Genomic DNA, 23,603 nt, shown 5'->3' on the forward strand with positions numbered 1-23,603 from the left:
ACGGGGGTCACTCCTGGTGGATCTCGGGGCTCGAAAAGCCCGACGCACCAGGTTAGTCCGCAGGACGGACCACGAGCAAAAGGTCCCCCGCCTCCACCTGCGCAGTCGATGCGATGACGACGCGCTCGACGACGCCGTCGACGGGCGCCGCGATGGCCGCCTCCATCTTCATCGCCTCGATGGATGCCACGGGTTCACCCGCGCGGACCTTCGTCCCCACGTCCGCCTTGACCGTGACGACACCCGAGAAGGGCGCTGCCACCTGGCCCGGCTTCGAGGTGTCCGCCTTCTCGGCCTGTCGGGCCTCGACGTCGATGGAACGGTCGCGCACCGTGACGGGGCGCAATTGGCCGTTGAGCGTGGCCATGACCGTCCGCATCCCCTTGTCATCAACGTCGCCGATGGCCTCGAGACCGACGTACAGCTGCACGCCGCGTTCGATCTCGACGACGTGCTCTTGACCGGACCGCATCCCGTACAGGTAGTCGATCGTGTCGAGCACGCTCAGATCGCCGTACGTCTCGCGGACCTCGTGGAACGCCTTCGTCGGAGCGGGGAAGAGCAGGCGGTTGAGCTTGTCGCGACGGGTAGCCGAATCGGCGTCGAGCGCCTCCGCGTCGTCCGCAGAGATCTCGGTGACGCCCACCTTCACGGAACGCCCCGCAAGGACCTTGGACCGGAACGGTTCGGGCCATCCGCCGGGGAGGTCACCGAGCTCTCCCGCCATGAAACCGACGACCGAATCGGGCACGTCGTACTTCTCCGGGTGCGCTTCGAAGTCCGCAGGGTCCGCCTTCACGGCCGCCAAATGCAGGGCGAGATCGCCGACGACCTTCGACGAAGGCGTCACCTTCGGGACGCGACCGAGGATGCGATTCGCCGCGGCGTACATGTCCTCGATCAGTTCGAAGTCCTCGGACAGGCCGAGCGCGATCGCCTGCTGGCGCAGGTTCGACAGCTGCCCGCCCGGGATCTCGTGGTGGTACACACGTCCGGTCGGGCCGGGAAGCCCCGACTCGAAGGGCGAGTACAGGTTCCGAACGGCCTCCCAGTACGGCTCGAGATCCGAGACCGCCTGGAGGTCGAGACCGGTGTCGCGGTCGGTGTCGCCCAGCGCCGCCACGAGTGCGGAGAGCGACGGCTGGCTCGTGGTGCCCGACATCGGCGCGGCAGCTGCGTCAACGGCATCCGCTCCAGCGGCGCTGGCCGCCAGGAGCGTCGCCAACTGGCCGCCCGCCGTGTCGTGCGTGTGCACGTGGACCGGCTGATCGAAGCGATCGCGGAGCGCGGTGACGAGCTTTGTCGCGGCGGCCGGACGCAGCAGACCAGCCATGTCCTTGATGGCGATGATGTGGGCGCCGGCATCGACCATCTGCTCTGCGAGACGGAGGTAGTAGTCCACCGTGTAGAGATCCTCGGCGGGGTCGAGGAGGTTCCCGGTGTAGCAGAGGGCGGCCTCGGCGACAGCGGTATCGGTGGCCAGCACCGCCTCGATGGCGGGGCGCATCTGACTCACGTCGTTCAGCGCATCGAAGATGCGGAAGATGTCGACGCCGGATGCCGCGGCTTCCGCCACGAACGCATCGGTGACCTTCGTCGGGTACGGCGTGTACCCCACGGTGTTCCGCCCGCGCAGGAGCATCTGGATCGCCACGTTCGGAAGCGCGGTGCGGAGGGCGTCGAGGCGCTCCCAGGGGTCCTCGCCGAGGAAGCGGAGCGCGACGTCGTAGGTGGCACCGCCCCAGGCTTCGACCGACAGCAGCTGCGGGGTGAGGCGCGCGACGTGGGGGGCGACGCGGACGAGGTCCTTCGTACGCACGCGCGTCGCCAGGAGCGACTGGTGCGCATCACGGAACGTCGTCTCCGTCACGGCAAGGCTGCGTTGACCACGGAGCGCCTCAGCGAACCCCTTCGGGCCGAGTTCGCGAAGCCGCTGGCGTGAGCCCGACTCGGGCTCGGAGTCGAGAGCGACCGCGGGCAGCTTCGCCGCCGGGTCGGTGTGGACCGGGCTGTCGCCGTGGGGCCGGTTGACGGTCACGTCGGCGAGCCACGCCACGACCTTCGAGCCGCGGTCCTTCGACTCCCGACCGAGGACGAGCTCCGGACGCTCATCGATGAAGGCGGTGCTCAGATCCCCCGCCACGAAGGCCGGGTCGTCGAGGACGCGCTGCAGGAACGGAATGTTGGTCGAGACGCCGCGGATGCGGAACTCCGCCAGAGCCCGTCGCGAGCGGACGACAGCGGCTTCGAAGTCGCGACCACGGCAGGTCAGCTTCGAGAGCATCGAATCGAAGTGCGGGCTGATCTGAGAGCCCGCGGCGGTCGTTCCCCCGTCCAGGCGGATGCCGGCACCGCCGGGCGACCGGTACGTCGTGATCTTGCCGGTGTCGGGACGGAAGCCGTGAGCCGGGTCCTCCGTCGTGATCCGACACTGGAGCGCAGCTCCACGAAGGTGGATCTGCTCCTGGCGCAGGCCGAGATCCTCGAGGGTCTCCCCCGACGCGATGCGCATCTGCGACTGCACCAGGTCGACATCGGTGACCTCCTCGGTCACCGTGTGCTCGACCTGGATGCGCGGGTTCATCTCGATGAAGACGACCTCGCCGGTGCGAGGCCCCGCCGTCTCGAGCAGGAACTCGACGGTCCCGGCGTTCTCGTATCCGATCGACTCCGCGAACGCGACGGCGTACGCGTGAAGGTTCCGTCGGATGTCGTCCGCCAAGTTCGGCGCCGGAGCGATCTCGACGACCTTCTGGTGCCGGCGCTGCACGGAGCAGTCCCGCTCGAAGAGGTGGACCGTGTTCCCCGCTTTGTCCGCCAGGATCTGCACCTCGACGTGGCGGGGACGCTGTACCGCTTGCTCGAGGAAGACTCGGGCGTCGCCGAACGCACTGCCGGCCTCGCGCATCGCCTCCGACAGTGCGGGCGGGAGCGCATCGGGGTGCTCGACCCGCCGCATCCCGCGCCCGCCGCCACCGGCGACGGCCTTGACGAAGATGGGGAAACCGATGCCGTCCGCCTGCGCGACGAGGGCGTCGATGTCGTCGGAGGCCTCCGTCGAGCGGAGGACGGGAACTCCGGCGGCCACGGCGTGCTGCTTCGCGGTCACCTTGTTGCCAGCCATCTCCAACACCGTCGACGACGGCCCGATGAACGCGATCCCGTTGGCCGCCGCCTTGGCCGACAGCTCAGGGTTCTCGGACAGGAATCCGTAGCCGGGGTAGATCGCGTCGGCGCCGCTCTCGAGGGCGACGCGAATGATCTCGTCGACGTCGAGGTAGGCGCGCACGGGATGGCCCACCGCGCCGATCTGATACGCCTCGTCGGCTTTCAGCCGGTGGAGCGAGTATCGGTCCTCGTAGGGGAAGACGGCAACGGTCCGAGCACCGAGCTCGTACGCGGCACGGAATGCACGGATGGCGATCTCTCCGCGATTGGCGACCAGAATCTTGCGAAACATGCTCTTCACCTCTACTGGGTGCGGGGCCGCTGCATCGGGGCCGCGAGGTACGGGCTGAGTACCCTCACAGCCTAGGGGACGGTAACGTGGAGCCTTGTGCACGTACTCTCCGTCAGCTCCCTCAAAGGTGGCGTCGGCAAGACGACCGTGACCCTGGGCCTCGCCTCCGCGGCGTTCGCGCGCGGGGTACGGACCCTTGTCGTCGACCTGGACCCGCAGTCCGACGTGTCGACGGGGATGGATATCCACGTCGCCGGCCGGCTCAACGTCGCCGATGTGCTCGCGAACCCCAAGGAGAAGGTCGTCCGTCAGGCGATCACCTCCAGCGGTTGGGCGAAGGTCCACCCGGGCACGATCGACGTCATGATCGGCAGCCCGTCGGCGATCAACTTCGACGGGCCGCACCCGAGCGTCCGCGATGTGTGGAAGCTCGAAGAGGCGCTCGCCACGATCGAGGCCGACTACGACCTCGTCCTGATCGACTGCGCACCGTCGTTGAACGCTCTCACGCGCACCGCGTGGGCGGCATCCGATCGGGTCGTCGTCGTCACCGAGCCAGGTCTGTTCTCCGTCGCTGCGGCCGACCGTGCCCTGCGCGCCATCGAGGAGATCCGCCGCGGTCTCTCCCCCCGCCTGCAGCCACTCGGGATAGTCGTGAACCGGGTGCGCCCGCAGTCGATCGAGCACCAGTTCCGCATCAAGGAACTGCGCGACATGTTCGGGCCCCTCGTCCTCACCCCGCAGCTGCCGGAGCGCACCTCACTGCAGCAGGCTCAGGGCGCGGCGAAGCCCCTCCACATCTGGCCCGGCGACTCCGCTCAGGAGCTAGCGGCGGACTTCGACTCTCTGCTGGACCGCATCGTCCGGACCGGCCGCATCCCGGTCACCGGCAGCGCCTCCCCCGCCTGAGGCATCCCGCCCACCGTCATCGACGATCGTCGACGGAGGGCGCAAGGAAACATCGCCCTCGACGGCGGATCCCGCTGTCGCGAGCGGAGAGTGTCAGGCCGAGCGAGCGGAACGCCGCGCGGCCAGTTCGTCGACGTGATCCGGCTGCTGCGCGTCGAAGTCGATCAGCGTCGTCTCCACCTCGCGGAGAACCTTTCCGACCGCGATGCCGAACACGCCCTGACCGCGGCTGACGAGGTCGATGACCTCGTCATTCGACGTGCAGAGATAGACCGAGGCACCGTCGCTCATGAGCGTGGTGCCGGCGAGGTCACGGATGCCGGCAGCGCGAAGCTGGTCGACGGCGATCCGGATCTGCTGCAGCGAGATCCCCGTATCGAGGAGGCGCTTGACGAGCTTCAGGACCAGGATGTCGCGGAAGCCGTACAGGCGCTGCGATCCTGACCCGCTTGCTCCGCGGACGGTGGGCTCGACCAGTTCGGTGCGCGCCCAGTAGTCGAGCTGACGGTAGGTGATGCCGGCGGCGCGGGCCGCCTGGGCACCGCGATAACCGACTTCGTCGTCCATCTCCGGAAGGCCGTCGGTGAACAGCAGTTCTGATGAGAACTTCTGCTCGCCCAGCGCGTCGTGCGCAGTCATCGAGGCCTCCTGCAGGTGATCGGTTCTTCCACGCTAGAGGAGGGATGGTCCTCCGGCAACGACATCGGGCTCGGGGGCCCCGGCGTGTCGCTCGGGACGGTCACGGGGTGAGGCGCTCGAGCGCCGCACCGACGAACACCTGTCGGATCTCTTCCAGACGCCGCGCCAGCTCAGGCGCCGCTTCACTCGCCTGCGCGCGTGAGCCCGCATCGGTGCGCCGCAGAAGCGGGGCGATCGCACTCTCGATGAGAGCCACCTCTCGCTCCGCGCTCTGTCGGATGGTGCGGACGTGCCGCGGCTGGATGCCGTGCGCGTTCAGAGCGACCAGGGAGCGCAGCAGACCGAGAGCGCGTTCGTCGAAGAAGTCCGCCGGCGTGATGAGCCCGGCCGAGACGGCCTCGTTCAACAGGGTGGGCGACGCTCCGGCGACGCTGATCAGCTCGTCGCGACGGTAGCGCCGGCTGGTCTGGACGATGGAAGCCGGCGGGGCCGGAGCGACCTCGTCGCCGTGCTCTTCGAGGTATTCGCGGATCCGTGCGAGCGGGATACCGAAGTCCCGCTGCATCGTGAGAGCGGTCCGCAGGCGCTCGACATCAGCAGCCGAGAACTTCCGGTAGCCCGAGTCGGTGCGCACCGGGGTCACGATCCCCTGAACCTCGAGGAAGCGGAGCTTGCTTGCCGTCAGGGCGGGGAACTCGGGGCTCAGCCGGGCGAGCACCTGACCAATGCTCAAGGACCCGGAAGACGCAGCTCGTCCCCGGGTGGCGGCAGCCGGGCTCACGCGCCGATCGCCCGCTCAGCAGGAGCGACGAAGAAGTTGAGGCGGAACTTGCCGACGCGCACCTCGGCGCCGTCGGTCAGAGTCGCACGATCGACGCGTTCTCCGTTGACGTACGTCCCGTTGAGGGACCGCTGGTCGATCAGTTCGTAGGTCGAGCCCGTCCGAGTGATCTCCGCGTGACGTCGCGACACGGTCACGTCGTCGAAGAAGATGTCGGCCTCGGGGTGGCGCCCCACCGTCGTCACATCCGTGTCGAGGAGGTACCGAGCGCCGGCGGTGGGGCCGGATCGCACGATGAGCAGTGCCGCGCGAGCGGGCAGTGCGTTGATCGCCTCGACCTCGGCGGCCGTCAGTTCGGCGCCGAAGGGTACGAAGGAGAGGTCTGAGTCGTGGCCGAAGGTCTGCGTCGAATCCACGAGTCGTGGGTGCGCAGACGTCTCGGCAGCACGATTAATATCGCCGCTCGGTCGCTGATTGTCGTCCACGATGTCCTCCTTCTTCCACAGTAACCGATCGGTCACGCTCCGGGTTGCCGGGCGCCCGGGATCGGCGCGCGTCAGCGGTATTTCTCCGTGTGTCGTCGGGCACGACTCTCGGAGACCCGCCTGCGTAGCCTGGCGCACATCACCCCTCACTAACAAGGAGCAGATCGTGTCCCGCCCATTCCCTCGCATCCCGGCCGCCGTCGCGCGTCAGGCTGCGACGTGCATGTGCGACTCGGGACGAGCGTGCTCCTCCTTCGAACCGGGGCACGCACTGTCCCTCGCCCAGACCCGCCTCGTGGATGCGACGCCCGATGGCTGGACGGACGCCGTCGTGACGGCCGTCTGGGCGGAGACGGGCGAGATCCACCTCGCAACATGGAACGACGACGATCGCATCTCGCTGTGGAACGGTGCCGGAGCAGCGGCCGACGCCGAGCTGGGCGAACCCGTGACATACCACCGACGTCACCACGTCCTGGCGATCGGCTCCCGGCGGTTCAACGCCCTGCCGGTGGTCTGAGCCGAGCCGAGCGGCGAATGGTAGCGGGCCTCGTCGAACGACGACAGGGCGGGTGACAGTCGGGTCACCCCCACGTAACCTCGCGCGCATGTCTTCCACCACACGTCGCGCCTCGCGCCTGAGCGGTGCCATCGCCGGAGCAGCGGTCGCTGCGCTCCTCTTGCTCTCGCCCACCGCCACGGCGGCCGCTCACGATGCTCTCCTCGCGTCCGACCCCGCACCGGATGATGTGCTCGGAACGACGCCGGACAAGATCACGCTGACATTCAGCGACGCAGCCTCCACCGAGCCCGGCGCGACGGAGTTCGCCGCGTTCGACGAGGAATGCTCACCTCTGGCGAGCGGCGAGCCGGTCGTCGACGGCAACACCGTCACGCAGGCCATCAGCGGCCCGGTGGAGGGGGCCGTCCTCGTGCAGTGGAAGGTGGTCTCGAGTGATGGACACCCCATCTCGGACGAGTACACCTTCTCCGTCGGGGAGGAGGGCAAGGTCGCGGCCGTCGAGCAATGCGGCGAGTCCCTCGCCGAGCAAGCCGAGGGCTCATCCGAGGGATTCAACGCGGTGCCGTACGCGGTCGGCGGAGCCCTCATCTTCACCGCTGTCGGCGTCGTCATCGCCGTCGCGATCGTCCGAGGTCGCCGGGGCGCCACGAAGGAGTGACGACACCGACAGCGGGCTAGGCTGGACGCATGCCTCACTACGACGTCGTCATCCTCGGTGCCGGCCCCGGCGGCTATGTCGCGGCCGTCCGCTCGGCACAGCTCGGACTGTCCACCGCCATCATCGAAGAGAAGTACTGGGGCGGTGTCTGCCTCAACGTCGGCTGCATCCCCTCGAAGGCTCTTCTGAAGAACGCCGACCTGGCGCACACGTTCACGCACAAGGCCGAACTCTTCGGCATCAGTGGAGACGTGCACTTCGACTTCGGCACCGCCTGGGATCGCAGTCGTAAGGTCGCCGACACGCACGTCAAGGGCATCCACTTCTTGATGAAGAAGAACAAGGTGACCGAGTACGACGGGCGCGGGACATTCGTCGACGCGAAGACCATCGAGGTGAAGAAGTCCGACGGATCGATCGAGACCGTCACCGCCGACAACGTCATCATCTCGACCGGCTCCACCGTGCGTCTTCTTCCGGGCGTCACGCTCAGCGAGAACGTCGTCACCTACGAGGAGCAGATCCTCACGCGCGAGCTCCCGAACTCCATCGTCATCGTCGGCGCCGGCGCCATCGGCATGGAGTTCGCGTTCTTCATGAGCAACTACGGCGTCAAGGTCACGATCATCGAGTTCCTCGATCGTGCCCTGCCCAACGAAGACGTCGAGGTCTCGAAGGAGATCCAGCGTCAGTACAAGAAGTACGGCATCGAGATCCTCACCTCGACAAAGGTGGAATCCGTCGTGGACTCCGGGGACAAGGTCACCGTCTCGTATTCCGCCAACGCCGACGGCGCGAAGGGCCAGATCGAGGCGGACAAGGTCCTCATGTCGATCGGCTTCGCTCCGCGGGTCGAGGGCTTCGGCCTCGACAAGACCGGCGTGAAACTGACCGACCGCGGTGCCATCGAGATCGACGACTACATGCGGACCAACGTCGAAGGCGTCTACGCCATCGGCGACGTTACCGCCAAGCTTCAGCTCGCCCACGTGGCCGAGGCTCAGGGCGTCGTCGCGGCTGAGACGATCGGCAAGGCCGAGACGCAAACGCTCGGCGATTACCGCAACATGCCGCGCGCGACCTTCTGCTCGCCGCAGGTCGCCTCGTTCGGTCTGACGGAGCAGCAGGCGCGCGACGCCGGCTACGACGTCAAGGTCGCGAAGTTCCCGTTCTCCGCCAACGGCAAGGCCAACGGCCTCGGGGAGCCCGTCGGCTTCGTGAAGCTGATCGCGGATGCCGAGCACCTCGAGCTCCTCGGCGGGCACCTCATCGGACCCGACGTGTCGGAGCTCCTTCCTGAGCTGACCCTGGCCCAGAAGTGGGACCTGACGGCACTCGAGGCGGCCCGCAACGTACACACGCACCCGACACTGTCGGAAGGCCTGCAGGAGGCGTTCCACGGCCTCGCCGGCCACATGATCAACCTCTGATCAGCAGGGAAGACCTATCGCAACGAATGGCTCTTCAGTAACCTGACGATCACGTCTGACGCCGCCCCGAACGAAGCCGGGGGCGGCGTCAGTGCGTTAACCCGTGCGGACGGTCAGAGCCCGAGAGCGCGTTCGAGCTTCGAACCCGATGCCGAGACCTCTCCCCCGGCAGCACGGACCAGAACGTCCGCGGCGTCGAAGAGCACTTCTCGGGCCGCGGCATCCGTCGGCGCAGCGGGGCCCAATTCGAGCTCCCACTCCCGCCACGACCTGTCGACATCGCGTCGGACATCGGTGGCAGTGACGCGGTCGTCGACGAACTCGGCGACGAGCTCGCCCGATGCGTCGAGCAGCGCGTACGCCGTGCGTGCGTTGCGGATGCGCGCGAGGGGTGCGAACGGCGGGGCCGCGATCTCCGCCAGTGCCGCCTCGATCGCCGGCGGGACGACGACGTGTTCCGAGTCCCCTTCGTCGAGTGGCCAGCGGGACTCCGCCTTGCCCTCGGGCGTCACGCGCTTGATGTGCCAGCCCTCGTCGGGGCCGCCGCTGCGGCGGCGGAGCGCGACCCTCGCCCGTCCGAGCGCGCCGTCGTGGGTGTCGAGGTAGTGCGCGTCGAGCTCACGCGGCTCCGCCTCGCCGACGACGGCGACGCCGGGAAGCTGCGCCCAATCGGGCAGCGGCGTCCCGGCGTCGACGTCGTAGGTGCGCTCGATCTCGAGCGAGTGCTCCGGCTCAGTCGTCAAGAGTCGAACGGTCGTCGCGCTCGTCGGCTGACGGGTCGATGTCGTCCTGTGCAGCAACGAAGTGGAAGTCGGCGGACGTGGGTCCGTCGGCCTCCCCCGTGTTCTCGTCGGCGCCGGAGCGCTCGTAGGTGATCTGCGTCTCGCTGTAGGGCAGGATCAGGCGATCCGTGTCCTCTTCGAGCGGGATGACCTGGCCGTCGAGCGGGCCGCCGTGAAGTCGTGCAATAGCCATGTTGTGTACCTCCGACACCGACTGTAATCGCGTGAGCGACTGAGCCCCGTCGCCTTGTCAGCATGCCGGAGCAGTGATATCCATCCGGGTCAGACGATCGGCGGCGTGTGCCAGATGCGGTCGATGTAGTCGCGCATCGACCGGTCGGAGGAGAAGAACCCGCACCGCGCGACGTTGAGGATCGCGGCGCGTGTCCAGGCATCCTGATCGGCGTACAGGGCATCGACACGCTTCTGAGCGGCGATGTAGTCGGTGTAGTCCGCGAGCGCCATGAACGGGTCGTGGTGGGTCAGGTTGGTCACGACGGGCTCGAACACCGATGTGTCCCCGCCCGAGAACGCGCCCGAGGAGATGAGCTCGAGCGCACGGGACAGGTTCTCGTCTGCGCGCACGAAGTCGATCGGGTGATATCCACGGGACTGCAGATCTGCGACCTCGGGCTCCGCCATGCCGAACAGGAAGAAGTTGTCGTCACCCACGAGCTCTCGGATCTCGACGTTGGCGCCGTCGTCCGTGCCGATCGTGAGCGCGCCGTTGAGAGCGAACTTCATGTTGCCGGTGCCCGACGCCTCCTTGCCCGCGAGCGAGATCTGCTCGGAGAGGTCTGCGGCCGGGACGACACGCTCGGCGAGCGTCACGTTGTAGTTCGGCGGGAACAGGACCTTGAGACGCCCCTCGACCCGCGGGTCGTCGTTGACGACGGAACCCACCGCATTGATCAGATGGATGATGCGCTTCGCCATCGCGTAGCCGGGAGCCGCCTTCGCCCCGAACACGAAGGTGCGCGGCGTGACCTGGTCGGCCGTGACGCGACCCGAGGCGATCGCGTCGTACTCGGTGATGATGTGGAGGAGCTTCAGCGTCTGACGCTTGTACTCGTGGAGGCGCTTCACCATGACGTCGAGCAAGTGGTCGTCGGCCACGGTCAGGCCGTCGCGCTCGGCGAGGGTGCGGGCGAGGACGCGCTTGTTGGCCGCCTTCACGGCCCGGAATGCCGAGCGGAACTCCGCATCATCGGCGTAGTCCTCCAGCTCGCGGAGCCGGTCGAGGTCGGTGAGCCACCCCGCACCGATCGTGTCGGTGATGAGTCGCGACAGTCCCGGGTTCGCCAGTCGGACGAAGCGTCGCGGCGTGACCCCGTTGGTGACGTTTGTGAACTTGCCCGGGAAGAACTCGTCGAAGTCCGGCAGGACCTTCTCCCGGAGCAGCTGCGAGTGGAGCTCGGCGACACCGTTCACCTTCGACCCGGCGACGGTCGCCAAGAACGCCATACGCACCGACCCGTCCGGCGAGATGATCGACATGCGCTGGACACGGTCGGCATCACCTGCGAAGCGCTCCCGGACCTGCTCGAGGAACTCGTCGTTGATCCGGTAGATGATCTCCAGGTGGCGCGGGAGGAGCCGCCCGAGCAGGTCCGCCGACCAGACCTCGAGCGCTTCGGGCAGCAGGGTGTGGCACGTGTAGGCGAAACACTGCTGGGTGATCTGCCAGGCGGCATCCCACTCGAGCTTCCGCTCGTCGACCAACACGCGCATGAGCTCGGGCACGCCGATCACGGGGTGGGTGTCGTTGAGCTGGAAGATGACTCGCTCCGGCAGATGCGTCACGTCGAAGTCGCTCGGCAGGATCAGGTTGACGAAGTCGCTGATGGATGCGGCGACGAAGAAGTACTGCTGCTGGAGGCGAAGCTCCTTGCCCTGCGGGGTGGAGTCTTCGGGGTAGAGGACCTTCGAGATGTTCTCGGCATAGGTCTGCGCGCGGACGGCCTCCTGGTAGTCGCCGGCGTTGAACACACGCAGGTCGAAGCCCTTCGTGGCCTGCGCGCTCCAGAGCCGGAGCGTGTTCACGCGGCCATTGTGGTACCCGGGGACCATGTAGTTGTACGGCACGGCAAGCACGTTCCAGGACGGCTCCCACCGCGTGCGGGTGACGCCCTCGTCGTCGTAGGTCTCGGTGTGGCCGCCGAAGGAGATCGTCTGCGCAGCCTCGGGGTGCGGGAACTCCCACGGCGAGCCGAGCGCGAGCCAGGAGTCCGCCTGCTCGACCTGCTGGCCGTTGACGAACGTCTGGCGGAAAATGCCGTACTCGTACCGGATGCCATAGCCGATGCTCGGGACACCGAGCGTCGCGAGCGAGTCGATGAAGCATGCCGCGAGCCGGCCGAGGCCGCCGTTGCCGAGGCCGGGCTCGACCTCGAGGGCACGGACGTCCTCGAGGTCGAGGCCGCAGGCAACGAGTGCCTCGGCGGCGATGTCGGTCAGGCCCGTGGCGAGCAGGTTGTTGTCGAGCTGACGCCCGAGCAGGTACTCCGCTGACAGGTAGGCGACGCCCTTCGACTGCATCGTGCGCTGACGACGGACATCCTCCAGCCATCGCGCCATGAGGTAGTCGCGAACCGTCGCGGCGAGCGCGAAATAACGGTCGTTGGCCGTCGACGTCGATAGCGCGACGCCGCGACCGTTGTTGAGGTTGCGGAGATATTGCGTCACGAAGCCGTCGACGGTGGGCTCGGGTGCCTGCACGGGGGCGAGGGCGATCGGGTGGCTCGGTTGAAGGCGCGGGTTCTTCACGGTTCGACGGTACACACCCTTGGCCCGCGACACCGAGCAGATGCGTCAGAGTTCACACAGCGGTGACGAGGCGGAGACGCGTGGCGCTGGCCCGCGCGGGTCAGTCGGTGCTGCGCTCGGCCGCGAGAGCTTCCCGCGCTGCGTGAAGCTCATCTGCCGCGGCCTTCACCTGGTCCTCCGCGGTCTGGACCCGGCGCTCGATGAGCGTGGTCGCACCGTGGACCCGGCGGACCCGGTCCTCGCTCTCGAGCGTCGCGGTCACGATGTACGACGACGCGATGAGGATCACCTGGCACGAGAGGTTGATCCACAGGAGCAGCGCGATGAGAGACGCGAACGACGCCAGGAGAGGGTTGGAGCCCGCTCCTCCGACGAACAGGCTCGACAGCTGCTGGAGCACGGTGAGCCCGACTCCGCCGATGAGCGCTCCCGTCCAGAGCGCGCGTGCCGGCGCGCGGACGCCGGAGAGCGCGCGGAACAGCAGCGCGACGACGGCGGTGTCGAGCGCGAAGGTGACCAGGATGCCTACCACGGCGCTGACGCCGACGGTCAGCGGATTGTCGGCCGAGACTCCCACGACACCGGCAACGAGGCCGACGCCGGCCGTGCCGAGGACCGTCGCGGCGGCGGCGGCAACCAGTCCGACACCGATGACGACGGCGAGCACGAGGTTCCGGCCGAGGACGATGAAGACGAGTGTGTCGTCGTGGATCTTGTCTGCGATCGTCCGCAGAGCGGTCCGGAGCGAGCCGATCGCACCGATCGCCGCGAGGATGAGGCCGACGAGTGAGAGCACTCCGGCGAGCGAGAAGGCGATGGGCTGGCTGAGGTTTTCGGTCTTGATGATCCCGCCCTCGCCCACGAGACCGGGGATGACGCCGTCGACGGCGTCGATGAGGCTCTGCCATGCCTGCGGGTTGCCGGCGAGCCAGAGAGCCGCCATCGAGAAGCCCAGCAGGACCCCGGCGAACACGCTGAAGAGCGTGCGGTAGGTGACGCTGTCGGCGAGGAGCGGCCCGCGGCGTTCGCTGTATCGGAGGTAGGCGCGAACGACCCGCAAGGACAGCGCGCGAGCGATCAGGCGCGGAACGAGCGGGGTCTTGGTGTCGTCGGCCATACGTTCACGCTAGCTATGGACCGAACCTGCCCGAACTCCCTTGCGTCGCGGCGATGGATCTGTCACAGACCGAGTCGCTCGACGAGCGCACCGCCAACGAGGATCCCCACCCACGCACCGAGCAGCATCCACGGTCCGAACGCGACAGCGGTGCGGCGACCGGCGCGTCGGGTGGCGATCAGGAGAGCGCCGTAGACACCCCCGAGGGCGAACCCTGCGAACACGCCGACGGCGAGCGCCGACCATCCGGCCCAGCCGAGGGCGATCCCGATGACTCCGGCGAGCTTGACGTCTCCCCCGCCCATCCCGCCGCCGGCGGCGCGCAGCAGGAGGTAGAACAGGAAGAGCGCCGCGCCGCCGATCACCGCGCGGAGCAAGGACGACCAGGGTGCGCCCGCGAGGCACGCGACGAGCAGGAGCACGAGGAAGGCCGGATACCCCGGCAGCACCCACGCATTGGGGAGACGGTGCGTGCGGGCGTCGATGACTCCGAGCACGACCGAGGCGAGGGCGAACCACAGGTAGGCGAGCGCCACGGCGACGAGCCCGACCGTCCCCCACACGCCGATGAACGGGGCGAGCACGCGTCAGCCGTCGAAGACGTCGAGTCGCGCGTGGACCGTGTCCCCGTCGGAGATGCCCTCGCGTTCGCGGACCGACCGTTTCAGCGGGAGGACGTAGACCCCTCGGCTCGCGTCGGGGAAGATCGACGTCCGCCACGTCGACGCGCCGATCGTGACCTGCACCGGGACCGACCCGAAGCCTCGTCCCGGACGCGGGACGTCGCGGATGTCCGCGCTGACCTCCTCCGGAAGCGGCACGAAGTACCAGTCGTCCCTCCGCGACTCCCAGCGGAACAGCACTCCAGCGACGTCGACGATCATGCGGTCACGCTAGCGAGTTCGCACGGACGGGGCGGGAGGCATCCCCACCCCGGTGATCACCACTGCGGGTGGATGTCGGCCCGGAGCCTGCGGTCGTAGACGTCGGCGACCGCGGCAGCGAACGTGTCGAGGGTTGCGGGGTCGATCAGCCCCGCTGCCGCGTTCGATTGCGCCTGGGCAGTCGTCCGCGCGCCGGGGATGACGGAGGTGACGCCGGGACGGGAAGCGATCCAGGCGAGGGATGCCGCGGGGAGCGACACCCCGTCGGGAAGAGCGGCGCTCAACTCGTCCGCGGCGACGAGGCCCGTCTCGTAGTCGACGCCGGAGAACGTCTCGCCCCGGTCGAAGGCTTCGCCGTTGCGGTTGTAGGAGCGGTGATCGTTGCCGGCGAACGAGGTCGACGCCGTGTACCGACCGCTGAGCAGACCCGAAGCGAGCGGAACGCGGGCGAAGATGGCTACGCCGGCAGCGTCCGCGGCCGGCAGGACCTCGTCAAGGGGCTTCAGCCGGAAGGGGTTGAAGATGATCTGAACGTTCGTGATCCCGGGGCGCGAGATGGCCGAGAGCGCCTGTGCGCAGGTTTCGACGGAGACGCCGTAGGCGGCGATCGCCCCGTCGGCAACCAGAGCGTCGAGCGCGTCGTACGTCTCGTCGGCGTCGATCACCGCGGACGGCGGACAGTGCAGCTGCACGAGGTCGAGGGTGTCGACGCCCAGATTGCTGCGCGAGCGATCGGTCCAGGCCCGGAAGTTCCCGGCAGTGTAGTTCTCGGGCACCTGGTCCATGCGGCGGCCCATCTTGGTCGCGACCGTGATTCCATGGCCGGGGTGTTCCGCGAGGAAGCGGCCGATCAGGGTCTCACTGCGTCCGTCGCCGTAGACGTCGGCGGTGTCGAAGAGGGTGACGCCCGCCTCGACGGAGGTCGCGAGGACGTCCAGGGCGTCGGCCTCCGAGACATCGCCCCAGTCCGCCCCGAGTTGCCAGGTACCGAGGCCGATGGTGGAGACGGAACGGCCGGTGGCGGCGAGGGGGCGCTGATGCATGCGCCTCACCCTACTTCGCCCCGGGCGCCCCGGAGCCTGCGGTCGTCATCTCCGCGACGGCGGATTCGAGGTGTCGAAGCACTGTCGCGACCGCGGGCACGCGGGCCGCGCCACGCGCAGAGACGGCGTGCAACTCGCGCCGGTCCCCGGAGGCCAGCGGACGCGTCACGACACCCGCCACGAGGGGGAAGGATGCCACCGCCAGCCGAGGAAGCGTCGCGACGCCGACCTGCTGCGCGACGAGTTGCTCGACGGCCGCCACATTGTCGGTCTCGAAGCGGATTCGGGGAAGGAACCCGGATCGGGCGCACGAATCGAGCAGGTGGCTGCGGCACCGCGGGCATCCTGCGATCCAGTCGTCGGCGGCGAGCGCTTCGAGTTCGACGACGTCGTCCGTCGTGCGAGGGTGCCCCTCGGGGAGGACGAGCAGCAGATCTTCCGCTCCGATGCGGCGGGCGTCGAGGCCCCGGATGCTGTCGCCGTGGGCATCCGTCCCCCCACCCGGGTGGCTGAACGTCAGCGCGATGTCTGCCCGGTCGGCCCGGACGGCGGCGACCGCTTCGGGGGGCTCCGCCTCCACGTACGTGAGCGATACGCCCGGGTCGGTTTCTGCGAGGCGCCGCATGAGCCGTGGCAGGACGGTCGGCGACGCGGACGGGAAGCCCACGAGCCGGACCGTGCCCGTCCGTCCCCCGCTCAGATCGGCGAGCTCTCCCGCCACCGCACCGAGTGCCGTCGTGATGGAGGCCGCGTGCCGAGCGAGGATGCGTCCTGCTTCGGTGAGCCGCATCCGTCTGCCGACGCGTTCCACGACGGCCATGCCGAGCCGCGACTCGAGGCGGCGGAGCTGCTGACTCACGGCCGGCTGGCTGTAGCCGAGCGCGGCAGCCGCGGCGGTCACGGAGCCCGTGTCGCCGACGGCTTTCACGATCCGGAGCTCAGCGACGGACAGGTCGGGGAGGGAGGTGGGCACCTGCACATATAACGCGAAGTCATGTCGTCGATGCAATACCTGCGGTAGTGCTATTCCGTCCCGATCGAGACCATGGAGTCATGGCCCTCTCCCCCGCAGCCGTCCGCGCATCTTTCCCCGATGTGCGCGGCTACGTCGCGGCGTGCACCGCGGGCATCCCCTCGCACGCCACCCGAGCGGCCGTGCGAGACGACCTCGACCTCCTCCCCGACCCCGTGCGTTATGCGGAGATCGCCGAGCGGTGCCGGATCTCGTTCGCGCGGCTCGTCGGGGTCGCGCCGGACGCGGTGGCCCTCGGCGCGCAGACCTCGGCGTTGGTGAGCCTCATCGCGGCATCCCTCCCCGACGGCTCCGTCGTCGTGTGCCCCGAGGGCGAGTTCTCTTCGCTCGTTCTACCGTTCGTCCACGCCGGCCGCGGCATCACCGTCCGGTCCGTGCCGTTGGCCGCGCTCGCGGACGCGATCGTGGAGGGCGACGCCCTGGTCGCGTTCTCGATCGTCCAGTCCGCCACGGGGGCCGTCGCCGACGCCGACGCGATCATCGCCGCGGCGCACACCCACGGGGTGCGGACCCTCTGCGACGCCACCCAGGCCGTCGGATGGATGCCGGTGAAGGCCGCGGAGTACGACGCGCTCGTCTGCCACGCGTACAAGTGGCTGTGCGCACCGCGCGGCGTCGCCTTCCTGACTCTCGGCGAGGGTTTCGCGGCCACGATCTCGCCGCGGCAGGCCGGCTGGTACGCCGGATCGGACCCGTGGGCGTCGTGCTACGGAGCGGATGCGGCACTGGCGGCATCCGCCCGACGGTTCGACGTCTCCCCCGCATGGCAGGCCTTCGTCGGGGCGGAGCCCGCGCTGGCCCTGTTCGCCGACGCCGACCCGGAGGCGCTGTGCCTGGAGGTGACCGGTCTCGCTGCGGCCCTGCGGGAGCGGCTCGATCTTCCCCAGCCGGAGCGCGCCACCCCCATCGTGACGTGGCGAGACGAGAGCGGCGCCGACATCGCGCGCCTGCGAGCGGCGGGGATCATCGCTTCGAGCCGCGCCGGGAACGCGCGCGTCGCCCTGCACGTCTTCAACGACCTGCGCGACGTCAACGACATCGCGGCCGCGCTCGCGCGCTGAGCCCCCGTCAGATCCGGTCGGAGCGCAATTCGATCGCAATCTGCGACGCGTCGATCACGGCCAGTTCGTGCGCGAGGACGTCAGCGTCGAAGGTCCCGCTGTCCCGAGCGTCGAGGAGCACACGGCGCTGGACCGCCAGGACCTCGAGTCGTCGGGCGCTCTCGATCTCGAAGATCTGAGACCGGTCCGCATCAGCCGGCCGTTTGGCGGCTGGCACCGTAGCGGCGCTTTCGCGGAGCATCTCGAGGATGTGACGACGCTCCTCCCGCTCGCGCTGACGGGTCTCCTCTTGCGACTCCGCCGAGGTGAGCACCGTGACCAGGGGGGCAACCGTCGATCCCTGACCGACGAGGGAGAGGACGGCGACGCCGAAGGCGACGAGGATGAGGACCGACCGCTGCGGGGTGTCCTCGGGAAGGGTCTGCGCGGCGGCGAGGGTGATGGCGCCCCGCATCCCCGCCCAGACCACGAGGGCGCCCTCACGCCATCCCAGCGGCGCCTCCTGAAAGTAGCGGATGTCCGCCAATCCCCGCGTGACACGGGGTCCGAACCGGCGGACCGTGTCGCGTGAGACGGTCCGACCGCGGCGGGCGAAGGCGTCGACGAGCTTCTTCTCGCCCTCCTCGCTCTCGAGCCGCTGCGCGATCGTCTCGAGTCGTGGTTGCAGTCGGCGGACGCGCCTTGCGCTGAGCGACAGGAGGGCGAGCAGTGGCGCCACGTATCCGGCGCGGACGACGACGGTCAGCAGCCACGCCCCCACCGCGATGAGGAGCGCCGGCGCGACACCGGCGTGCGCCGCCTGCACGTCGGAGATGATCGTCGTCAGCTGGAGTCCCATGAACAGGAACACGAGCCCCTCGAGGACGAGCTCGATCGTGCGCCAGTTCTGCGCATCCGAGAGTCGATTGCGGGCGGAGAACACCCTCGGACCGCCGACTCCCGTGATGATGCCCGCGACAACGGCAGCGACGAGTCCCGACGCCTCGAGGAGTTCCGCCGGGATCGCCGCGAGGAACGGCACCGTGAACGACAGCACGGTGTTCACCGTCGGATCCTTCGCGCGCCGACGCACCGCGAGGTTGAGCCAACCGAGGAACCCGCCGATCAGCACTGCAACGACGACCGCGTAGGCGAACGTGCCCACTGCTCCCCAGAACGAGAAGGATGCCGCAGCCGCCGCGATCGCCGTGCGGAGCAGCACGAGCGCGGTGGCGTCGTTGAGGAGACTCTCGCCCTCGAGAATCGCGACGACGCGTTTGGAGACGGGCGTGCGTTTGATGATCGACGTCGCGACCGCGTCGGTCGGGCTGACGATCGCGCCGAGCGCGACGCCCCACGCGAACCCGAGATCGGGGATCACGATCATGAAGAACAGCCCGAGAGCGAGCGCGGTTCCGATGACGAGAAACACCGAAAGCCCCGCGATCGCGCCGAACTCGCGCCGGAAGTGCATGGCCGGCATCGAGACAGCCGCCGAATAGAGCAACGGCGGCAGGATGCCGAGCAGGATCCACTCCGGGTCGAGGACGAAGTCGTCGAACATCGGCAGGAAGCTGCCGCCGACGCCGACGGCGACCATCAGGATCGGCGCGGCGATACCCGCCCACCGTCCGACGACGGTGGTCAGCGCGACGACGAGGAGGGCGACCACCAGGCCCAGGAGCGTCTCGATCACACGGCAAGCCTCTCAGAGCGGCGGTGTGCGCGACGACGATTCGGAAGGTTCTTCACCGCTCGATAGGCTCACGAATCGTGCTTCGCCTCGTCTTGTCCGCAGCTGTGGGCACTCTCATCGGGGGCGCCATCGCCGTTCTCGTCGGTCCTCCCGGAGCCGGCATCTGGGTCCTTGCGATCGCGCTTCCCGTCGGCATCCTCAGCCTTGTCTTCATGCGCCTGGGGGCGTCGGGGCTCGCCTCGACGGCCGTGTCGCAAGAGGACCTGATCCGGGCGCGGGCCGAGGACCGGTTGGGGGTGGCGCGCATCGAGGCCGTCCGCCAGACCGGAACGCAGATCAACGATCAGCCTCTCTGCGAGATAGACGTCACGGTGCAGCCGCGTCGCGGCGCCGGCTATGCGACAACGGTGCGCACGGTTGTGCCGCTCGTCGAGCTGTCGTCCCTCCAAGCCGGCGCGATCCGCCGCGTCGCGGTACTCATCGACGGCGGTCCCGAGTTCGGCTTCGTCGACGGCGAGGTGTCCGCTGCGGAGATCGGGGACCTCGTCGTCCCTCCGCGGGGATCGGTCCCGACGCTGGTCTGGCCGAAAGCGATGCGGGTGGTGAACGGAGCGCGACGGGGACCGCTCTTGGGGATCGGGCGTCGCGGGCGGATGCTGCGCGGCATCCTCTTCCTCGTCGTCGCGCTCGTCGCCGCAGGCGCCGTCGTCGCACCCTACACGCGGGCGGTCATCATGACCGTCCAGGCTGCGCAGGAGGGGCGCTTCGGTGTCGACCTGCGCCGCCCCGACGAACTCGCCGTCGCCGCGAAGGCGCTCGAGGACGAGATCGGGCACGACCGCATCGTCACCGTCCTCATCCGCCCCGACTTCATCAGGGTCGAGGCACCCGTGACTCCCGGACGAACCGAGACCGACGTGTGGATGTACCGAGGCGGGGTCGTCGAGCACACCGGGGCTGCCCCCTCACAGCCGGAGCTCGCTGCGGAGCAGTTCGTCTGGAAGGACATCGCCCTACCGAAGGTCTGGTCTCTGCTGAGCGAGGCTTCGATGGAATCGGGGCTCGGCATCGACGACGCGAGCGTCCTCGTCACGCGCGGCACAGACAGCGACATCGACAGCGAGACCTTCGGAGAACCGGTCGCGGCACCGGAGATGAGGTTCTCGCTCCGCACCGAGTACAAGGACTCGTCGTTCCGGGTGAACGCGGACGGATCGGGCGAACTCGTCGCGCCGTGAGACGCCCTCAGGCCGCGGCGAGCTCGCCCGGCCGAGGGACCGACTGCATCGCAGCTGCGCTCGGAAGGTCGACACGCAACCGAGTGGTGCCGGGACGCGGGCCGGCCCCGTTGACGACCGCAGCGCCACCGAGACGCGCGAGCGGTGCGGCGAGAGCAGCAGCCGAATCCGCCGGGAGGAATCCAACGACGCGCCCGTTCGAGTGCACCGCGACATCGACGGCGCGACGTGTGCGGCCGCGGCCGACACGCAAGACGTAGAGCCGGTCGTCGCGGGTGCGACGTTCGGGATCGTCGACGAGGTAGTAGGTCCGCTCGACCTCGACACGGGAGGTGGGGAGGTCACGGAGATCCGGGAGATCGTCGTGCGATCGCGTCCGGCCGATCAGGGAATGACAGAGATGTTCGAGCCAGGTGGGCACGGGGCCCCCTTTCCTGCGTGCGGCACGAAGCTCATGCCGCTGTCTCAAGCCTGTCACAGTGCGCCTGGCAATCCTCCGTTCACGGAATGCCTCGGCGCCTCAGCAAGTTCCCTTTCGGTATGAAGGCGATCATCTACCGCGCCCCGGGCGCATCCGACGTCCTGTCCCTCGTCGACCGCGACATCGCGGTGCCCGGCGCCGGCGAGGTGCGCGTACGCATCGCTGTGTCCGGCGTGAATCCGACCGACTGGAAGTCCCGCGCCGGCGGGACGCAGCGTGCCTCCTACGTCGAGACCGTGCCCAACCAGGACGGTGCCGGCATCGTGGATGCGCTCGGCGACGGTGTCGACGGGCTCTCCGTCGGCGACCGCGTGTGGGTGCACCTCGCCCAGCACCAGCGCCCCACGGGCACCGCGCAGGAGTACACGGTGGTCCCGGCATCCCGCGCCATCCGACTTCCGGACGGCATCGACTTCGCGACCGCAGCCAGCCTCGGCGTGCCCGCCGTCACCGCCCACCGCGCATTGACCGTCCACGAGGACGGCCCCGCACGCCTCGCCCCTGGCGCGCTCGCAGGTCGCACAGTGCTCGTCGCCGGAGGTGCGGGCGCTGTCGGCCACGCCGCCATCCAACTCGCTCGCTGGGCCGGGGCGACCGTCATCACGACCGTCAGCTCCGATGCCAAGGCCGACCTTGCCCGCGCGGCGGGTGCCCACCACATCGTCGATTACACGCAGGGCGACCTAGTCGAGAAGGTGCGGGAGGTCGCTCCCGACGGTGTGGACCAGTTCGTCGAGGTGTCCCTCGCCACGAACGCCGCCGTCGATGCGGAGGTCGCCGCCGGCCACGCGGTCATCGCCTTCTACGCCGACGACAACGGCGACACGTTCAGCATGCCGATCCGCCCCACGTTCGCGAAGAACATCCGGGTGCAGGGAGTTCTGCTCTACACGGTCGGCGAACCGGCGCTGGATGCCGCGATCGCCGACATCACGCTCGCCCTCCAGGACGGCGTGCTCCCCGTCGGGGAGGAACACGGCCTTCCGCTGACCTGGTTCCCGCTCGCCGAGACCGCCGCTGCGCACGACGCCGTCGAAGCCGCCGCGGTCGGCAAGGTACTCATCCGCGTCGCGGAGCTTTGAGCTCTCGAATCCGAAGATCGCGGAACGTCGTCGCACCACCATGCGAGTACAGCCGAATGCCGTCATCGGACGCCAACGGAAACGCTCGGTGCGAGTGGACCACTCGACCGTCCCCGACGAAGAGCTCGACACTCGCGTGGTCGACCAGAAGTCGCACATGAAGAGACCCTCCGCCGATGTCGAAGGGCGCCTGCGATTCGCCCCCGGTCGGGTTTATCGTCGGCCGACGGTTCACGTAGGTGAACGGACCGTTCACGAACGCCCCGGCCGCCACATGCCGACCGCCTTCCGGCGCACGGCACACTTCGAAGCCGATGTTCTCGGGGTGGGCACCGCGGTCCCACACGAGTTCGCACGACAGCTCGTAGGCGCGGGATCGTACGTTCAGGTCGCGGGTGCCGTTCACAGTCACGTCCCCGAGCCGATGCTGTCGGAACGCGTAGCCCCGCAGCGCGGCGGTCGGCGCCGACGCCAGGTAATAGGTGTCGGAACCACGAACGAGGCGGAGATCGCGGACGATCATGTCGTCTCCGTTGTAGCCGTCCGTCACCAGGGTGGGGGTGTTGTGCGGATAGTCCCAGAAGTTCGCCCATCCGAGAGCGTGGCGCACCGTCGGGTCGATCTGACCTGATGCGTCGCGATGCTCGTAGGTGACGGCACCGTAGAAGTCGAAGCCATGATCGAGCCACGCGGGCTCGGCGGCATCCGGAACGAATGACACCCCGTCGAATCGTCCGGTCCAGTACGCGTAGGTCGCCGGCAGGCCTCGAGACTTCCCATTGGCACTCACCCCGAGGATCCACCGGGTCGTCCCGTCGTCGGCAGTCATCCGGAAGATGTCAGGGCACTCGAGAAGACCCAGGTCGTCGCGGGAGAACTCCCCGACGCGTGTCCACCGATGAAGATCCGGCGAGGTGTAGAACCCGATGCGGCGCCCCTCGGCATTGGCCATGAACCACCGAGCCCGCTCCTCATCCCAGATCACCTTCGGATCCCGGAAATCGGGGGTTCCCGGATTCGCGAGCACCGGAGCCGCGCCGCCCGGCCGGAACGTGCGTCCGCCGTCGGTCGAGTACCAGAGGTACTGGGCTTGTCGTCCCTCGGGCGCCTGTGTCACGAGGGCCACGATCGCTCCTCGCCCGAACCCGGCCGTGTTGCGGTCGTCGACGACGAGGCTCCCGGACCAGCAGTCGCCGTTCGCGTTCGTGAACTTCGGAATCGCGACGCCGCGATCCCGGAACGAGACGTGGTCCGTGGTCGTCGCCCGGCGCCAGGAGGTCCCCCCACCGCCGTCGAGGTAGTCGGCGTTGTACAGGTAGTAGTAGTGGTACTCGCCGTTCACCCAGATGGGGCGTTGGGGATCGTTCTTCCAGTTGTCGGGAACGCTGAAGTGATAGGTCGGTCGCATGGATGCCGGGTGTCCCTTCCCTCTCGCCACGGGAAGCTCCGCCGCTTCGACAGTGGAGCCCAGCGCGGGCGTCAGTACGTGGGCAGCCGCTGCCACCCCGGTCGCGGCGAACAGCGAGCGCCTCGAGATTGCGGATGTCATGGTTCCT

Annotated in this window: 22 protein-coding genes; 7 read left to right on the forward strand and 15 right to left on the reverse strand. The window is 68.7% G+C overall.

Annotated elements, in window-relative coordinates:
• Positions 1–52 precede the first annotated feature (52 nt).
• Entirely contained in the window at positions 53–3,460 is a 3,408-nt protein-coding gene (locus MO1_RS11355) for a pyruvate carboxylase (RefSeq protein ID WP_060916078.1), read from the reverse strand.
• Positions 3,461–3,556: 96 nt separating this feature from the next.
• On the opposite strand from MO1_RS11355, the gene MO1_RS11360 reads away from it, so the two are divergent.
• A complete protein-coding gene (locus tag MO1_RS11360; protein ID WP_060916079.1) occupies positions 3,557–4,369 on the forward strand; it encodes a ParA family protein in 813 nt (270 codons plus the stop codon).
• 93 nt (positions 4,370–4,462) lie between these two features.
• On the opposite strand, the gene MO1_RS11365 is transcribed toward MO1_RS11360, so the two are convergent.
• From MO1_RS11365 to MO1_RS11375, 3 genes are all read right to left on the reverse strand, one after another.
• The gene (locus MO1_RS11365; protein WP_036308462.1) at positions 4,463–5,008 is read right to left on the reverse strand and encodes a MerR family transcriptional regulator; all 546 of its coding nucleotides are present in this window, start codon (positions 5,006–5,008) and stop codon (positions 4,463–4,465) included.
• A gap of 100 nt (positions 5,009–5,108) precedes the next feature.
• A complete protein-coding gene (gene ftsR, locus MO1_RS11370; RefSeq protein ID WP_060916080.1) occupies positions 5,109–5,741 on the reverse strand; it encodes a transcriptional regulator FtsR in 633 nt (210 codons plus the stop codon).
• 44 nt (positions 5,742–5,785) lie between these two features.
• Positions 5,786–6,274, reverse strand: a complete 489-nt coding sequence (locus MO1_RS11375) for an FHA domain-containing protein (RefSeq protein WP_036309414.1) — start codon at positions 6,272–6,274, stop codon at positions 5,786–5,788.
• A 166-nt stretch (positions 6,275–6,440) separates the two neighbouring features.
• Between MO1_RS11375 and MO1_RS11380 the strand changes: the two genes are divergently transcribed.
• From MO1_RS11380 to lpdA, 3 genes are all read left to right on the forward strand, one after another.
• Positions 6,441–6,794 (forward strand): hypothetical protein, encoded by a 354-nt coding sequence (locus MO1_RS11380; RefSeq protein WP_235186020.1) that lies wholly within the window; start codon positions 6,441–6,443, stop codon positions 6,792–6,794.
• 88 nt (positions 6,795–6,882) lie between these two features.
• The gene (locus MO1_RS11385; protein ID WP_052009356.1) at positions 6,883–7,455 is read left to right on the forward strand and encodes a copper resistance CopC family protein; all 573 of its coding nucleotides are present in this window, start codon (positions 6,883–6,885) and stop codon (positions 7,453–7,455) included.
• A 29-nt stretch (positions 7,456–7,484) separates the two neighbouring features.
• The gene (gene lpdA, locus MO1_RS11390; RefSeq protein ID WP_060916081.1) at positions 7,485–8,885 is read left to right on the forward strand and encodes a dihydrolipoyl dehydrogenase; all 1,401 of its coding nucleotides are present in this window, start codon (positions 7,485–7,487) and stop codon (positions 8,883–8,885) included.
• A 113-nt stretch (positions 8,886–8,998) separates the two neighbouring features.
• On the opposite strand, the gene MO1_RS11395 is transcribed toward lpdA, so the two are convergent.
• The 8 genes from MO1_RS11395 to MO1_RS11430 all read right to left on the reverse strand — a co-directional run bounded on the left by MO1_RS11395 (position 8,999) and on the right by MO1_RS11430 (position 16,450).
• A complete protein-coding gene (locus MO1_RS11395) occupies positions 8,999–9,628 on the reverse strand; it encodes a CYTH domain-containing protein (protein WP_060916082.1) in 630 nt (209 codons plus the stop codon).
• The gene (locus MO1_RS11400) at positions 9,618–9,860 is read right to left on the reverse strand and encodes a hypothetical protein (protein ID WP_060916083.1); all 243 of its coding nucleotides are present in this window, start codon (positions 9,858–9,860) and stop codon (positions 9,618–9,620) included. The genes MO1_RS11395 and MO1_RS11400 overlap by 11 nt, the downstream gene beginning before the upstream one ends.
• 89 nt (positions 9,861–9,949) lie before the next feature.
• Positions 9,950–12,433: a glycogen/starch/alpha-glucan phosphorylase gene (locus MO1_RS11405; RefSeq protein WP_157526415.1), complete on the reverse strand. Its 2,484-nt coding sequence runs from the start codon at positions 12,431–12,433 to the stop codon at positions 9,950–9,952.
• Between the two features lie 100 nt (positions 12,434–12,533).
• Positions 12,534–13,550 (reverse strand): YihY/virulence factor BrkB family protein, encoded by a 1,017-nt coding sequence (locus tag MO1_RS11410; RefSeq protein WP_036308454.1) that lies wholly within the window; start codon positions 13,548–13,550, stop codon positions 12,534–12,536.
• Between the two features lie 62 nt (positions 13,551–13,612).
• Positions 13,613–14,134 (reverse strand): prepilin peptidase, encoded by a 522-nt coding sequence (locus MO1_RS11415; RefSeq protein ID WP_255209259.1) that lies wholly within the window; start codon positions 14,132–14,134, stop codon positions 13,613–13,615.
• 3 nt (positions 14,135–14,137) lie between these two features.
• Positions 14,138–14,434 carry a DUF1905 domain-containing protein gene (locus MO1_RS11420; RefSeq protein ID WP_036308453.1) on the reverse strand — a complete coding sequence of 99 codons (297 nt, stop codon included), beginning with the start codon at positions 14,432–14,434 and terminating at the stop codon, positions 14,138–14,140.
• A gap of 56 nt (positions 14,435–14,490) precedes the next feature.
• Positions 14,491–15,477, reverse strand: coding sequence for an aldo/keto reductase (locus MO1_RS11425; protein ID WP_036308452.1), 987 nt, complete (start codon positions 15,475–15,477; stop codon positions 14,491–14,493).
• Between the two features lie 10 nt (positions 15,478–15,487).
• The gene (locus MO1_RS11430) at positions 15,488–16,450 is read right to left on the reverse strand and encodes a LysR family transcriptional regulator (protein ID WP_036309408.1); all 963 of its coding nucleotides are present in this window, start codon (positions 16,448–16,450) and stop codon (positions 15,488–15,490) included.
• A gap of 80 nt (positions 16,451–16,530) precedes the next feature.
• Here MO1_RS11430 and MO1_RS11435 point away from each other — a divergent pair, with 80 nt between their 5' ends.
• Positions 16,531–17,571: an aminotransferase class V-fold PLP-dependent enzyme gene (locus MO1_RS11435; RefSeq protein ID WP_060916084.1), complete on the forward strand. Its 1,041-nt coding sequence runs from the start codon at positions 16,531–16,533 to the stop codon at positions 17,569–17,571.
• A 7-nt stretch (positions 17,572–17,578) separates the two neighbouring features.
• Here the strand turns inward: MO1_RS11435 and MO1_RS11440 are convergent, their stop codons facing one another.
• Complete coding sequence (locus MO1_RS11440) at positions 17,579–19,246, reverse strand: cation:proton antiporter (protein WP_060916085.1); 1,668 nt, start codon at positions 19,244–19,246, stop codon at positions 17,579–17,581.
• 77 nt (positions 19,247–19,323) lie between these two features.
• Here MO1_RS11440 and MO1_RS11445 point away from each other — a divergent pair, with 77 nt between their 5' ends.
• A complete protein-coding gene (locus tag MO1_RS11445) occupies positions 19,324–20,484 on the forward strand; it encodes an aromatic acid exporter family protein (protein WP_060916086.1) in 1,161 nt (386 codons plus the stop codon).
• Between the two features lie 7 nt (positions 20,485–20,491).
• Here MO1_RS11445 and MO1_RS11450 read toward each other — a convergent pair whose 3' ends face one another.
• A complete protein-coding gene (locus MO1_RS11450) occupies positions 20,492–20,905 on the reverse strand; it encodes a hypothetical protein (protein ID WP_060916087.1) in 414 nt (137 codons plus the stop codon).
• A 119-nt stretch (positions 20,906–21,024) separates the two neighbouring features.
• On the opposite strand from MO1_RS11450, the gene MO1_RS11455 reads away from it, so the two are divergent.
• The gene (locus MO1_RS11455; RefSeq protein WP_060916088.1) at positions 21,025–22,047 is read left to right on the forward strand and encodes an NADPH:quinone reductase; all 1,023 of its coding nucleotides are present in this window, start codon (positions 21,025–21,027) and stop codon (positions 22,045–22,047) included.
• On the opposite strand, the gene MO1_RS11460 is transcribed toward MO1_RS11455, so the two are convergent.
• Positions 22,025–23,596, reverse strand: coding sequence for a glycoside hydrolase family 32 protein (locus MO1_RS11460; protein WP_255209260.1), 1,572 nt, complete (start codon positions 23,594–23,596; stop codon positions 22,025–22,027). The two genes, MO1_RS11455 and MO1_RS11460, sit on opposite strands and share 23 nt — an antisense overlap.
• Positions 23,597–23,603: the final 7 nt, after the last annotated feature.

The sequence above is a fragment of the Microbacterium oleivorans NBRC 103075 genome (assembly GCF_001552475.1).
GTDB classification, from domain to species: domain Bacteria; phylum Actinomycetota; class Actinomycetes; order Actinomycetales; family Microbacteriaceae; genus Microbacterium; species Microbacterium oleivorans.

Excerpts from the sequence above, each read along its gene's own strand:
- MO1_RS11425 (WP_036308452.1), bottom strand. The coding sequence starts at position 15,477 with ATGCATCAGCGCCCCCTCGCCGCCACCGGCCGTTCCGTCTCCACCATC.
- MO1_RS11460 (WP_255209260.1), bottom strand. The coding sequence starts at position 23,596 with ATGACATCCGCAATCTCGAGGCGCTCGCTGTTCGCCGCGACCGGGGTG.
- MO1_RS11355 (WP_060916078.1), bottom strand. The coding sequence starts at position 3,460 with ATGTTTCGCAAGATTCTGGTCGCCAATCGCGGAGAGATCGCCATCCGT.
- MO1_RS11420 (WP_036308453.1), bottom strand. The coding sequence starts at position 14,434 with ATGATCGTCGACGTCGCTGGAGTGCTGTTCCGCTGGGAGTCGCGGAGG.
- MO1_RS11455 (WP_060916088.1), top strand. The coding sequence starts at position 21,025 with ATGAAGGCGATCATCTACCGCGCCCCGGGCGCATCCGACGTCCTGTCC.
- MO1_RS11365 (WP_036308462.1), bottom strand. The coding sequence starts at position 5,008 with ATGACTGCGCACGACGCGCTGGGCGAGCAGAAGTTCTCATCAGAACTG.
- MO1_RS11400 (WP_060916083.1), bottom strand. The coding sequence starts at position 9,860 with ATGGCTATTGCACGACTTCACGGCGGCCCGCTCGACGGCCAGGTCATC.
- lpdA (WP_060916081.1), top strand. The coding sequence starts at position 7,485 with ATGCCTCACTACGACGTCGTCATCCTCGGTGCCGGCCCCGGCGGCTAT.
- MO1_RS11410 (WP_036308454.1), bottom strand. The coding sequence starts at position 13,550 with ATGGCCGACGACACCAAGACCCCGCTCGTTCCGCGCCTGATCGCTCGC.
- MO1_RS11385 (WP_052009356.1), top strand. The coding sequence starts at position 6,883 with ATGTCTTCCACCACACGTCGCGCCTCGCGCCTGAGCGGTGCCATCGCC.
- MO1_RS11435 (WP_060916084.1), top strand. The coding sequence starts at position 16,531 with ATGGCCCTCTCCCCCGCAGCCGTCCGCGCATCTTTCCCCGATGTGCGC.